Origin of the sequence: Plesiocystis pacifica SIR-1 (assembly GCF_000170895.1) — a bacterium.
In the GTDB taxonomy this organism is placed as follows: Bacteria; Myxococcota_A; Polyangia; order Nannocystales; family Nannocystaceae; genus Plesiocystis; species Plesiocystis pacifica.
This window is the reverse complement of sequence record NZ_ABCS01000066.1, coordinates 43,721-56,530: the sequence shown is the minus strand read 5'-3', so window position 1 is coordinate 56,530 and position 12,810 is coordinate 43,721. Positions and strand designations below refer to the sequence as shown.

The window sequence follows — 12,810 nt, the reverse complement described above, 5'->3', positions numbered from 1 at the left end:
CAGCCTCGAGCTCGCGCCGCTGTCCGCCGAGGACGCCCGCGCCCTCGCCCAGGCCCTGCTCGCGCGCCAGGGACGTACGGGCGCCGGACCGACCGACCCGACGAGCGACGAGGCCCCCGCCGAGGCCGTCGCGCGCCGGGCCCAGGGCAACCCCTTTTATATCGGCCAGATGGTCCTCGGCGACGACCCGCACGAGAGCAGCGACGCCTCCCTCGATCGCCTCGTCGCCCGGCGCATCGTCGCCCTCGACCCCGGGCCCCGGGCCCTGCTCGCCGCCGTCGCCGTGGCCAGCGGACCCACGCCCCTGCCCGTGGTCCTCGCCGCCGGGCTCGCGGCCCTGCCCCCCGAGCTGCGCGCCGAGAACGGCCAGACCTTCGACGAGGCCGCGGCCCTGGGCAACCTCGAGCGCGAGAACCTGCTGATCCGCCACGAGGACGGCCGGGTCGAGTCAGCCCACGATCGCATCCGCGCCGTCGCGGTCGGCGAGCTCCCGCCCCACGAGCTGGCGGCCACCCACCTCGCCCTGGCCGCGGCCTACGAGCGCCACGGCGCCGGGGAGGCCCAGGCCATCGCCGAGCACTACGCCCTCGGCGGTGATGAGCAGCGCGCCCTCGAGTACACCGAGCGCGCGGCCGACGAGGCCGCCCAGGCCCTCGCCTTCGAGCGGGCCACGGAGCTCTACCGCCGGGCCCTCGCGATCCTCGGGCGCGCCGACGAGCCCGACACCAGCAGGCGCCGCCAGCTCGAGCTCGCCCTCGCCAAGCAGCTCGTCGACATGGGCCGGGGCGGCGAGGCGGCCGACCGCTTCGAGGCCCTCGCGCGCACGGCCGAGGACCCCCGGGCGGCCCGAGACCTGCGCCGCCGCGCCGCGAGCGAGCGCGTGAAGATCGGGCTGCTCGACGAGGGCATGGACACCATCACCCCGGTGCTCCGCGAGATCGGCGTGTGGCAGCCCCGGGGCGTCGGCATGGCCATCCTCAGCACCGTCTGGCACCGGCTGTGCCTCATCGTCCGAGGCCACGCCTTCGAGCGGCGCGCCGAGGCCGACATCGATCCCGACCTGCTCGAGCGCATCGACTCGCTGCTCGCGACCAAGACCGGCCTGTCCCACCACGAGGCCATCTTCGCCGGCTACCAGCAGTCCCGGGCCATGCGCCTGGCTCTGCGCGCGGGCGAGCCCAAGCGGCTGATCCGCTGCCTCGTCCACGACGCCTCGATCTTCGTGGCGATCGGTCGGCGCGAGAAGGGCCGCGAGCTGATGACCGCCGCCCGCGAGCTGCTGCCGCACATCGAGGAGCCCGAGTATCACCGCGTCGTCGAGTACGTGACCGCCAACCACCTCGACCACTCGGGGCGCTGGCCCGAGGCCGCCGAGGCCTTCGCCGCCCTCCAGGTCCGCCTCGAGACCAGCCCCAACTCGGGCTGGATCCGCGGCGCGAGCACGGTGCAGTGGAACTGGGTGCGCAAGATCCTCGGGCGCTACGGGGAGCTGCGCGCCGAGCTGCCCGAGCTCCTGGCCGTGGCCCGCGATCTCGGCCAGCACCACGTCGGCGTGTCCCTGGGCTCGCTCCACGCCCTGACCCTCGCGGTCTACGGCGAGGGCGAGGACGCGCTGCTGCGCCTCGACGCCCTCGCCCGCCAGTGGCACCCGCGCCAGGTCACCTTCCAGCACATCGTCCTGGCCATGAGCCGCGTCGAGGTATCGCTGCTCATGGGCGACGCGCCCGGGGCCCTCGACGCCGTCGCGGCGGTCCTCGACGACTGGCGGGCGAAGGTCGTGGCCAACATGATGCCGAGCCACGTCGAGTTTCACGAGCTGCGCGCCCGGGCCCAGCTGGCTGCCCTCGCCGACGGCAGCCAGCCGAGCTCCGACCGGGGCCGGGCCCTCGCCCGCGTGCGCAAAGATCTGGCCAAGCTCGCCAAGAGCCACAAGCCCCAGGCCGCGCCGCTGCGCGCCATCTTGCTCGGCTCGCTCAGCGCCGTCGAGGGGGACGAGTCCGCCGCCGAGCAGACCTGGCGCGAGGCCGCCGAGCGCCTCGAGGCCCACGACATGCAGGCCCACCTCGCGGCCGTGCGCGTGCGCCTGGCCGCGCGCGGAGACGCGGGCGCAGCCGCGGCGGCTCAGGCCTACTTCGAGGCCCAGGGCCTCGACGACCCTCAGCCGCTCATCGCGACGCTGGTCCCGGCCCCTCGCCGCTCGAGTTGAGGGCCGCGATCGCGGCCTGCTCGAGCCGGTCGGCGATCTGCTCGACCCGAAACGCGAGCGCGGCCCGGCAGGCGACGGCGATCACCGCGACGCCGAGGCCCAAGCCGACGGGGCCAAAGGCGTCCGCGGCGTCTCGCACGACCCGGACCGAGTAGGGCTCGAGGGGCGGCCCGGCGAAGTTCCGAAAGGGAACCAGCAGCTCGAAGATGGCGCTCAGGACACCGAGCATCAGCGCCACCGAGCCCAGCCCCGTCAGCGTGGACAGGCCTCTGCGCAGCCGATGCAGCTCCTCGAGCAGCGACGTGTGTACGGCAGCGACTGCCCCAAGCCGCAGGCGCACGCCTCGGATGCGAACCCAGCGCTCGATCACCACGCCGAGCACGAGGACCAGGCAGCCGCCGATGGCGCTGGTCAGCCAATCATCCGTGGCGAGGTAGGGCAGCTCGACCATGCCGTCGAGAAAGCGTAGTCGACCTGCGCGCCTGCGCCAGCGCGGCTCGCCCGAGACCGCGTTGACGAGCCTAAGCCGCGACCACGCGCTCGGCGATCCACTCGGCGACGGCCGAGATGGTCATCACCGGGTGGCTGCCGATCGCCGTCGGGATCACGGCCCCGTCGGCCACGAACAGGCCCGGGTGGCCGTGGACCTGCCCGTTGATGTCGACCACGCCCTCGGCCGCCGAGCTCGACAGCGCGCAGCCGCCGAGGTTGTGGACGGTGAAGGTCTTCTTGAACGGCCCCCACAGCGGGAACTCGCCGAAGGTCCCGCCGTAGTGGCGGCACAGCTCCTCCATGGCCTGACGCTGGTAGCGGACGAGCTCGGCGTTCTCGCGGGCGTAGTCCCACAGCATGTCGAGCTTGCCCCGGCGCAGCACCAGCCGGCCGTTGGCGTTGTCCTGGCCGATGGCGAAGATGATCGCGTGGCGTCGGGCCGGGCCCGCCCCCGTGGCCGGGACGCGCAGGGGCTTGGACACCAAGCCCGAGCGAAAGCCCCGGCGCAGCAACCCCGGGACGCTGCGCCACAGCATGGGCGCGAACAGCTTGACCGCCTCGCGCGTGGGCGGCTGCCCAAAGGAAGCCAGGACCTCCATCACCGGGCGGTTGTAGGTCGGCGTGGCCAGCACGAAGCCGGGCTTGTCCATGCCCTCGGGCGGGTAGTGCCAGGCGACGGAGGTGACGTCGGGCCCGACCCAAGGATCGAGGTTGAGGTTCGCGTTTTGGACGTTGCCGAGGTAGTCGCCGTTGGCCGAGTAGCCCCGACCCAGGCGCCGCGAGAGCTTGGGCAGGGTCCGCGCCTCGTCCCGGCTGCGCAGCAGAATTTCGTTGCTGCCCAGGGTGCCCGCCGCGAGCACGACCTTGCGCCCGGTCACCACCGCGGGCTGGCCGGTGCGCATGTCCTCGTAGTGCACGTGCCAGCCCCCGCCCCGCGCCGGCGAGACGTGGGTGACCAAAAAGCCCGTCGCGACCTGGGCCCCGAGCGCCTCGGCCTTGGCCAGGTAGGTGAAGTCGAGGGTGTTCTTGGCCCCGTAGCGGCAGCCGAACTCACACTCGGCGCAGTGCTGGCAGGTCTTGCGGCCCTGGCCGTGGCCCTCGGTCGAGCCGTGCAGCTTGGTCCAGCTCACGGCCTGGGGCGTGTCGAAGCTGTCGAGCTGCATGGCCTTGGCGGCGCGGTGGAAGGCGTCGCGCTTGGGCAGCGGGACGTCGCCCGGCACCGGCTCGACGCCGAGCTCCGCCGAGACCCGCTCGTAGTAGGGTCCGAGGCTGTCGAGGTCGAAGGGCTCGGGCCAGCGCGGGTCCTCGAAGATCCGCGCCTGCGGGCGGTAGTGAATGCTCGCGTAGATCAGCGAGCCCCCGCCGACCCCGGCGGCCACGGCCGTCGACACCCCCGAGAGGGTGCGAAAGTCGAACAGGCCGTGGGAGCGCGCCTCGTCCGGGTAGCCCCACAGCAGCTCGTCGACGTCGCGCACGTCCCGGGGAAAGTCCCGGGGCGCGTAGCGGCGGCCTCGCTCGAGCACGAGCACGGACTGCCCGGCCTCGGCCAGGCGCAGGGCGTTGATCGACCCGCCAAAGCCCGAGCCGATCACCACGGCGTCGTAGGTCGAGCGGGACACGGTCGGGGCGGGGCTCCACTCGCGCGGACGGTCGCGGTTCACAGGTTCGCCTCCAGGTGCTCGAGGATGTGCGGGTAGACGTGCTCGGCGGCGTCCTTGCCGAAGATGCAGTCGATGTGGCCGTAGTCGGGGATGACCACCCGGGAGTAGAGCGCAGGATCGTTGTGCTGGCGCAGCCAGGCGTAGCTGCGCTCGCTGCCCGAGGGCAGGTAGCAGGCGTTCTCGGCCCCGTGGATCATCCGCAGCGGCAGGGCCAGGCGCCCGACCTGGGGCAGGTAGACGTCCCCGCCCTCGGCGTCGACGATGTGCTCGGCCCGGATGATCGCCCCGAGCTGATCGAAGCAGCTCAGGTTGGCCACGCCGAACAGCTCGTGGAGGGTGTCGTGGGTCGCGACGTTGAGCTGGTCGTGCTCGTAGAGCTGCGAGTAGAGGAAGGTGATGCGGCGGGCGGTCGCGCTGGCGCCCCGCTCTTCCTCCCGGGCGACGGGGTAGAGCTCCAGGGCCCGGTCGTAGAGGCGGTCGAGCCAGCCGTCGTGCTTGTCGGTGTAGGCCGTGAGCGAGGTGAAGCCGAGGCTCTCGAGCACCGCCGGCAGGCGCAGGCCCGACTTGATCCGGTGGTCCCGGGAGCCGTCGATGTGCGGCGTCGCCTGGGAGGTCAGCGCCGCGCGCACGCCCTCGAGCTTGCCGGCCAGGGCGCTCATGTAGAACAAGGTCGCGCCGATGCAGTGGGCGATGACCTGGACCGAGTCCGCGCCGCTGAGCCGGCGGACCTCGGCGATGCCCTCGGGCAGGTCGACGGTCGCCATCAGGTCGCAGCTCGCGGGCACCTCGGCGCTGGCCAGCTCGATGCTCGCCCGGAAGTCGAGGAGCCACAGGTCGTAGCCGTGGGCGAACAGGTACTCGACCAGGTTGGTGCCGATGGTGTCGACGGTGAAGATGCCGCTCGACACGCCCAGGCCGTGGATCAGCACGACCGGGCCCTTGCCCCCGCCGCGGTAGCGGGTCAGCACGAGCGGGGCGCCGTCCGAGGTGTGGAAGTAGTGGATCGTCGGCGCGTCCGCGCGCAGGTTCCGGCGCACCCGCGGCGGCGCGTCGGGGTCGAACACCGAGGGCCGGGAGAACACCCCGGCGTAGGTGTCGAACAGCGAGCCGACGAAGAAGCGGCCGAAGCGGACCTGGGCCGTGAGCGCCTCGAGCCGGGACTCGGCCCCGGTCACGTCGATGGTCCGCAGCTGCTTGGCGAAGTCGGCCATGGAGATGTGCAGCTTCCCGCGCGCGGCCAGGGCCCCGGTCTGCGCGTCGTGGATCTCGACGAAGAGCGTGGTCGTGTCCGACCACAGGTCGAGGCCGCGGTCGTCGTGGACGTACTTGACCCCGCGAAAGCGCCACCGCCGGCCGTCCTCGGCGTTCAGCGTCATCGCGTAGATCATGTTGGTCGTGGCGCGGTGCTCCGGGTCGTCGGACAGCAGCGAAAAGTGGCCGTCCGAGACCTGCAGCGGCTCGGGCGAGAGCGCCGGGATGTCCACGGTGCCCGCGATGTCCATGGGCTTGGTCGGGCTGGCGAGGGTCGCCTCGAGGTTGGCGCTGCTCAGGGTCAAGACGAAGGCGCAGCTGCTGCGCTCCCGCCCCGCGCTCGCCGAGGCCTCGAAGTCGACCTCGCCGGCCATGCGCTCGGTGAAGCGCACGCCCACGCCGGACGGCGCCACGGGCAAGCGCGGCGGCCCCGAGGGGCGGTGGTCGAGGGCGTACTCGATGGTCCAGCCGCGCTCGCGGGCGAGCAGGGCCATGTTGCGCTCGGCCAGGGCCGAGATGGTCAGCAGCGGGTTGACGCCCAGGGGCGAGGGCATGAGCGAGCCGTCGGCGACGTAGAGGCCCGGGTGGACCCGCGCCCCCGAGTCGCCGGCGAACACCTGGCCCTTGTGGTTGGTGACCCCGCCCTCCGCGTCCTCGGCCATGGCGCAGCCGCCCAGGGGGTGCACGGAGATCAGCGAGGACTCGAGGCGGTTGCTCCACAGCGGGTTGGGCACGAAGGTCCCGCCCAGGGCCGCGGTCGCGTCGACGAGCTTGGCGTGCAGGCGAGCGATGCTCGGCTCCTCCTCGACCCCGGGCCAGTCGATCCGCAGCTGCTCGTCGACGTCGAGCTTCAGCGTGCCCGCGCCGCTGTCCAGGGCCATGCCCAGGTAGGTCTGGGTGTTGGCCACGGCCCCGGCCAGGGCGCCGCCGGGCAGGCGGCTGCGCAGGATCCGAGCCCGCTCCTCCACGGCGTCGACCAAGCCCGAGTCCGTGGCCTCGCCGTGCGCCCGGGCCTGGAGCTCGAGGCTCGTCGAGTAGATGGCGTCGATGCAGCCCGGCAGCGCCCCCTCTTGGAGGACGAAGTGCTCTCCGAGCGGCCGCTCGGGGGTCCGCCCGTCGATGACCGAGGTGATCGTCGGGCCCACGGGGTGCTCGGCGCTGGGCTTGCGCGGGCCCGCGCCCACGCCGTCGATGCGCTGGTCGTTGTTGTAGCCAAAGGCCAACACGTCGGAGTTGCCGCTGAAGGACTCGCCCAGGCGGGCCGAGAGCGGCAGGCCGGCGGCGCGCGAGCGCAGCAGGATCTCCGTCGAGCCCAGGGCGCCCGCGGCCAGCACGACGAGCTCGGCGATCACCACCGGGTCCACGTCCGCGTCGAACTGCTCCCGCCCGGCCTCGACGGGGCTGTAGTGTACGGCCCACAGCCCGTCGCTCCGGGCCTCGACCCGGTCGACGGCAGCTCCGTGACATGCGCGCGCCGTGGTTCCACGCGTCGCGCAGGTAGGTCCCGGCCACGGTCTTCTTCGCGCCGTAGTTGCAGCCGGCGACACAATCACCACACAGGGTGCAGGCCGCCTCATGGGTCCCGAAGGCGTTGGTCTTCTCCGCGAAGCTGACGTTGATGGGCGTGCGCGCGAAGGGCTCGCCCATGGCCTCGGCCGATTGGCGGTGGGCGTCGAGCTTGGCCAGCCGCGGCCAGCTCTCGGGGTAGGTCTCGGGCGCGAGCACCTCCTTCGCCCGGCGGTAGCCCGCGTCGATGCCCGCGCCGTCCTCGGCCAGGGCGCGGGGCCAGCGGGGGCCGGCGAACACCCGCCGATCGGCCTCCAGGGCCACGCCCGCGTTGATCAGCGAGGTCCCGCCCAGGCCGCAGCCGCGCAGCACGTTGAGCACCTTCTCGACGTGAAAGTCGAACAGGGCCAGGCGCGACCCGAGCTGCTCGCAGCCCCCCGCGGCGCCCGGGATGCTGGCCTGGGTCTCGCGCGCGGCTTCGGCCTCGCGCGTGGGAAAGTCGCCCGGCAGGTACTCGCGGCCGCGCTCGAGCACGACGACCTCTCGGCCCGCCCGGGCCAGGCGCGAGGCGGCGATGCCCCCACCGTATCCGCTGCCGACGACGACGACCTCGGCTCGCAGGGGGAGCTCGCTGAGTTTGGAAGACAGCCGCATCATGGCGCGGCCAGGGTACCACCGCGGCTTCTATTCGGGGCCCGGCTCGGGGACCGCCTCGGGGACCACCTCGGGCTCGATGTCGACGACGTGGGCGAAGCCGCCGAGGGGCCCGGCGTCGACCTCGACCCGGTCCCCCGGACGCAGAAACCGTGTCGAGCTCGTGAACCCGCCGATCGCCGCCCGGAGCTTGCCGACGCGGTCGAGCAGGCGCTCGCCGACGGCTCGCTTCCACCGCGGCACCGTGAACGCGATGCCCGAGGGCGTTCCCGTCAGGACCACGGCCTTCGCCGGCAAGGGGCCCGCCGACGCGAGGATGCGCCCGAGCATCTGCCTGGGCGTCTCCATGAGCAAGCTCGTGCTCGCGTCCTGGCGCAGCTCGCCGTTGACCCGAGTGCGCAGCCGCAGCTCGGGCCATCGATCGAGGGGGAGGGACTCGAACAACCAGGCCCGCTCCGCGGTCGGGGCCAGGCCCGGCAGAGATTTCGCGGCGCCCCAGTAGTCGAGGCGCGCGCCCTGGCCCTCGCCGAGGATCTGCAGGCTGCGCGCCGTCAAGTCGTTGGCCACCGCCATCGCCACCCGGCCCGGCTGGCTCAGCTCCTCGACGCGCGTCAGGCCCTCGGGGAACACGAGGGCGAGCTCGACCTCGTAGTCGAGCATCGCGGGCAAGAAGCCAAAGCCAGCCAGCTCCTGGCGCAGGCCCGGGTCGAGGCGCTCGCAGGCCTCGAAGAGCGCGGCGCTCGACGGCCGGAGCAGGCGGGCGGGCTGGCGCTCGCCGTGGACCGGGAGGCCCACCCAGGCCGAGGGCGCGACCTCGAAGACCACGGGGTCGGCCGCGCTCGCGGTCTCTCGGGCGTGGGCGCGGAAGGTCAGGCCGAGGGCCAGGATCCTCGCGGGTCGCTCGACCCGGATCCAGCGCCCGGGGCCCAGCGAGGCGCTCGGGTCCTCGCTCGCCTGGGCGCTCACGGGGGGCTCGCGGCCGCCTGCGCCCGACTGCGCCCCCTCCCCTTCGGCGTCCCAGGGCGCGTAGCGAAACTCCGGGTAGTCCGGCAGGCCGTGGAACTCGAGCGCCGCGCAGGTCGAGCGGCTGCGTCGCAGGGGCTGCCAGCCCATGCCGACCCGGGTGTAGTGCTCGAGCTCGGCGTGGCCGAGGTTCGACTGGGCGACGTGCAGATCCAGCGCCGGGCCCGAGCCCGCGGTCTGCCGGTAGTCCCAGCCCGCGAAGGTCTCGGGCCGCGCCCACACCCGCGCGACCACCCGGCCGCCCGCCCCCGCCTGGTTGCCGCCGGGGCTGGCGACGTGGTGCAGCACCCCCGGCCGCGGGGCCACGAGCTTGGCCCGCAGCGCCTGGGTCAGGCCGCAGCGATCGATGATCGTCGTCGGCGACCCGTCGGCCCCGGCCCGGGCCCACAGGTTGACCAGGTTGCCGCCCCCGTCCTTGGGCGCGACCCCGGTGAGCTCGAGGGCGCCGCCGTCGTCGAAGCGCGGCGCCCAGGCCCAGCGCAGCCACTCGACCCGCGTCGTCCCCCAGATGTGCATCTGCGAGAGCAGGCCGCCGCCGAGGCTCAGCTCCCGCTCGCCCACGCGCACGCTGCCGGTGACCGGCGCCTCGGCGTAGGGATGGTTCGCGTGGGTGCCCACCGGCACGAAGCCGGGGACCCGAGCGACCCGCTGGACCCCGGCGTCGCCGGCTTCAAAGCGCAGCGACCACTCGACGTCGCCGCAGCGGCCCTGGGTCTCCCCCGCCAGGAAGCGGACCGACTCGCCCACCGCCAGGCCGGGGCGCCCGCCCTCGTCGAGCTCGCGCAGCGCGTCCACGGGCAGGCGCTCGCGCTGGGTGTGGACCGAGCCCGCGTCCGAGACCACCGCCCAGACCCGCGCGTCCGACTCGCCGGCGTGGGCGAAGCGGGTCATGCGGACCCACAGCGCCCGCTCGGCGCCGGGCACCAGGACCACGAAAAACCAGATCTCGAAGCCCTGGCCTGTCCAGCGCGGGCGGTTGGCTCGTTCGGCGGGGGTCATGGCGGGTCTCGGCGCCGAGCATAGCTCAAGCGAGCGAGCGCCCGAGTGCCCGAGCACACCCACAGGACCGCCAAACGCCGACGGCCCCGGACTCGATGTCGAGCCGGGGCCGCCGCGAAGTATCCCGTAGGGGAGTCGAACCCCTGCCGCCTGGTTGAGAACCAGCCATCCTGACCGCTAGACGAACGGGACGTGAAGTTGTCGTCATGAAGCATCCCGTAGGGGAGTCGAACCCCTGCCACCTGGCTGAGAACCAAGCATCCTGACCGCTAGACGAACGGGACGTGAAGTTATGGATGATGAGCATCCCGTAGGGGAGTCGAACCCCTGTCTCCTGGTTGAAAACCAGCCATCCTGACCATTGGACGAACGGGACTTGGCGCGTGCGCGCGATGTGGGGGACCAAGAGGGCCCGGTGGGAATCGAACCCACGTCCCCGGGCTAACAAACCGACGCTAAAACCACTCAGCTACGGACCCTGATGTTGCGATTGCTCGCGAGAGTCGACGCAGCCTGGGCTCCAGCGTGGGGTTCCAGTCCAGTCGCGGTGACGGATGGTGGCTCTGATTGTTCGGCAGAGATTCAGCCCACGGACCGCGTCGACTCGCTCACATTGCGACCTTCGGCGCTGCGTTCTCGCGCGCGCTCGGTCGCATTGGCGTGATTTCGATTGCGTTCCATGGGGACCAACCTCTACGGGCTCAGGAGTAGCGCAGCATCGGGGGGGCGCAAGCTCGAATGTCGAAAAAAGATTCGCGCGCGCGAGCTGCTATGGTCGGCCCATGGGGGTCCGCGCCTGGCTCGACGATGTGCTCGGTCGACGGCCGCGCTACCGGGCCGTGGCCATGGCCGCGGTGGTCGAGTGCCGCCCCGGCGAGGCCGTCGAGCTCCGCGGCGTCGTCGAGGTCGACGAGTCGGGCGCCCTGCTCCACGATCCGCTGACCGGCGCGCCCGCGGTCGTGCTCCGCTACGAGGCCACGCCGCCGACGATCACCGAGCGCTACTTCGGGCTCAACGCCGAGACCAGCCGCTACTCGAGCTGGCAAGCCACGGACTTCATCCTCCGCGCGGGCGAGCACGCCGTGCGCGTGGAGCTAGCCCCCGGCGGACGCGTCGACGAGCTCCACGCCCGGCTCAGCGCCGAGCACGGCGTCCGCCTCGAGGTCGAGGTCGAGCGCATCGCCCCCGGTGACCGCATCACCGTCCGCGGCCGCATCGGCGAAACAGCACCGACGGGCTCCCCCCACCGGCGCGAGCCGTGGACCGCCACCATCCACGCCGACGAGTTCGACGACGCGTCACCGAGCTAGCGCCCACGCCATCACCCCCAAAAAGAGGCGACCCTCACCTCCGCCAAACAAACGCCCCCGCGAGCGGGGGCGACCACATGCCCCCTCGCAGGCACGAACCCCACTGCCCCCCAAGCCAAAGCGGAGGAGCGGACAGCGACGAAGCGCCCCCAGTTCAGGGCGCCTGGTGGGGGCATAATCAGGACCCGCCGGCGTCGGAGCGAGCGTAGCGCTGGAGCTTGCGGTACAGCGTCTTGCGATCGAGGCCGAGGGTCTTGGCGGCGAGGCTCTTGTTGCCGCCGACGACCTCCATGACGTGGAGGATGTAGCGGCGCTCGATCTCGGCGAGCTCGGCGAGCTCCGAGGGGTCGTCGGTGCCCACGACCAGCTGGGCGCGGCTGTGGGTGCGCACGCGCTCGGGCAGGTCCTCGACCTGGATCTCCGGGCCGCGGCCCAGGGCGACGGCGCGCTCGATGCAGTTGCGCAGCTCTCGGACGTTGCCGGGCCAGTTGTAGGCCATCAGCCGCTCGGCGGCGCCGGAGCTCAGGCCCTCGACGGCCTTGCCAAAGCGGGCCGCGTAGCGCTCGAGGAAGCTCTGAGCCAGGAGCAGGCAGTCCCCGCCGCGGGCGCGCAGGGGCGGGACGTGGATGTGGATGACGTTGACGCGGAAGAAGAGATCCTCGCGGAAGGATCCGTCCTCGACGGCGGCCTCGAGGTCGCGGTTGGTCGCGGCGACCAGGCGGACATCGACGTCGGCCTCCTTGTCCGAGCCCACCGGCCGGACCTTGCGCTCTTCGAGGGCGCGCAGCAGCTTGGGCTGAACCTGGAGGGGAATCTCGCCGATCTCGTCGAGGAACAAGGTGCCCCCCGTGGCCTCGACGAACAGGCCGGCCCGCGACTTGCGGGCGTCGGTGAAGGCCCCCTGGGCGTGGCCGAAGAGCTCGCTCTCGAGGAGCTGATCGGGGATCGCCGAGCAGTTGACCGGCACGAAGGGCGCCCCGCTCCGGGCGCTGCGCCGATGCAAGGCCCGAGACACGAGCTCCTTGCCGGTCCCGCTCTCGCCGGTGACCAGCACCGAGGCGTCCGTCTCGCCCGCCCGCGCGACCAGGTCGTAGAGCTTTTGCATCGGGGCCGAGGTGCCCAGCAGGCCCTCGAAGCCCCGCTCCTCCGCGACGATCTCGCGCAGGCGCTCGACCTCTCGCAGGGTGTCGCGCTCGCGCACCACCCGGTCGAGGCGGTGGACCAGGGCGTCGACATCCAGCGGCTTCATCAAGTAGTCGTAGGCGCCCGCGCGCAGGGCCTGGACCGCCGACTTGATGCTCGAAAAGGCGGTCATCACGACGACCTCGAGGTTGCCCCGCTCGGACACGACGCGGGAGCAAAAGTCCAGGCCGCTCATGCCCGGCAGGTTGATGTCGGTGACGATGATGTCGTGAGCCGCGACCTCGAGCATCTCGAGGGCGCGCTCGGCCGAGCCGCACACTTCGACCTCGTAGCCCCCCGCTTCGAGTCCTGCTTCGAGCAGGGCGAGCAGATCGACGTCATCGTCGACCACCAACACCCGGGCTTTCTTTCGTCGTCCGCTCGGCTCGCTGACCATCTCAGTCGTTTATGGCAGCCCGGATCAGCCGCTGACAAGGGCTGAATCGAGCTTTCCCAAAGAAAGCGGGCGCCCTCCCCTCGATTTCGGCCAGCCTCCCCATTCAGAGCGCGCGCGCACGCGGCCCTG

7 protein-coding genes, 3 tRNA genes and 1 pseudogene are annotated in these 12,810 nt (G+C 72.5%); 2 read left to right on the top strand and 9 right to left on the bottom strand.

Going from position 1 to position 12,810, the window contains the following annotated elements:
* Window positions 1-2,206: ATP-binding protein (locus PPSIR1_RS27585; RefSeq protein ID WP_006974486.1), on the top strand; the 2,206-nt coding region annotated here is incomplete at its 5' end.
* Here PPSIR1_RS27585 and PPSIR1_RS27580 read toward each other — a convergent pair.
* The 8 genes and pseudogenes from PPSIR1_RS27580 to PPSIR1_RS27550 all read right to left on the bottom strand — a co-directional run bounded on the left by PPSIR1_RS27580 (window position 2,166) and on the right by PPSIR1_RS27550 (window position 10,168).
* A complete protein-coding gene (locus PPSIR1_RS27580) occupies window positions 2,166-2,657 on the bottom strand; it encodes a MotA/TolQ/ExbB proton channel family protein (protein ID WP_006974485.1) in 492 nt (163 codons plus the stop codon). The two genes, PPSIR1_RS27585 and PPSIR1_RS27580, sit on opposite strands and share 41 nt — an antisense overlap.
* Before the next feature lie 70 nt (window positions 2,658-2,727).
* Window positions 2,728-4,317: a GMC oxidoreductase gene (locus tag PPSIR1_RS27575; RefSeq protein ID WP_045116863.1), complete on the bottom strand. Its 1,590-nt coding sequence runs from the start codon at window positions 4,315-4,317 to the stop codon at window positions 2,728-2,730.
* A 38-nt stretch (window positions 4,318-4,355) separates the two neighbouring features.
* A complete protein-coding gene (locus tag PPSIR1_RS27570) occupies window positions 4,356-6,974 on the bottom strand; it encodes an alpha/beta fold hydrolase (RefSeq protein ID WP_006974483.1) in 2,619 nt (872 codons plus the stop codon).
* Window positions 6,975-7,119: 145 nt separating this feature from the next.
* Window positions 7,120-7,770 (bottom strand): annotated as a pseudogene (locus PPSIR1_RS51310) (NAD(P)-binding protein); the annotation flags it as partial.
* A gap of 30 nt (window positions 7,771-7,800) precedes the next feature.
* A complete protein-coding gene (locus PPSIR1_RS27565; protein WP_006974481.1) occupies window positions 7,801-9,792 on the bottom strand; it encodes a fumarylacetoacetate hydrolase family protein in 1,992 nt (663 codons plus the stop codon).
* A gap of 120 nt (window positions 9,793-9,912) precedes the next feature.
* Window positions 9,913-9,984 (bottom strand) — tRNA-Glu (locus PPSIR1_RS27560).
* 20 nt (window positions 9,985-10,004) lie between these two features.
* Window positions 10,005-10,076, bottom strand: a tRNA-Glu gene (locus PPSIR1_RS27555).
* A 20-nt stretch (window positions 10,077-10,096) separates the two neighbouring features.
* Window positions 10,097-10,168 (bottom strand) — tRNA-Glu (locus tag PPSIR1_RS27550).
* Between the two features lie 406 nt (window positions 10,169-10,574).
* Here PPSIR1_RS27550 and PPSIR1_RS27540 point away from each other — a divergent pair.
* Entirely contained in the window at window positions 10,575-11,102 is a 528-nt protein-coding gene (locus PPSIR1_RS27540; protein ID WP_006974480.1) for a hypothetical protein, read from the top strand.
* A 178-nt stretch (window positions 11,103-11,280) separates the two neighbouring features.
* On the opposite strand, the gene PPSIR1_RS27535 is transcribed toward PPSIR1_RS27540, so the two are convergent.
* Window positions 11,281-12,681, bottom strand: coding sequence for a sigma-54-dependent transcriptional regulator (locus tag PPSIR1_RS27535; protein WP_006974479.1), 1,401 nt, complete (start codon window positions 12,679-12,681; stop codon window positions 11,281-11,283).
* Between the last annotated feature and the right edge of the window lie 129 nt (window positions 12,682-12,810).

Excerpts from the sequence above, each read along its gene's own strand:
- PPSIR1_RS27540 (WP_006974480.1), top strand. The coding sequence starts at position 10,575 with ATGGGGGTCCGCGCCTGGCTCGACGATGTGCTCGGTCGACGGCCGCGC.
- PPSIR1_RS27580 (WP_006974485.1), bottom strand. The coding sequence starts at position 2,657 with ATGGTCGAGCTGCCCTACCTCGCCACGGATGATTGGCTGACCAGCGCC.
- PPSIR1_RS27535 (WP_006974479.1), bottom strand. The coding sequence starts at position 12,681 with ATGGTCAGCGAGCCGAGCGGACGACGAAAGAAAGCCCGGGTGTTGGTG.
- PPSIR1_RS27565 (WP_006974481.1), bottom strand. The coding sequence starts at position 9,792 with ATGACCCCCGCCGAACGAGCCAACCGCCCGCGCTGGACAGGCCAGGGC.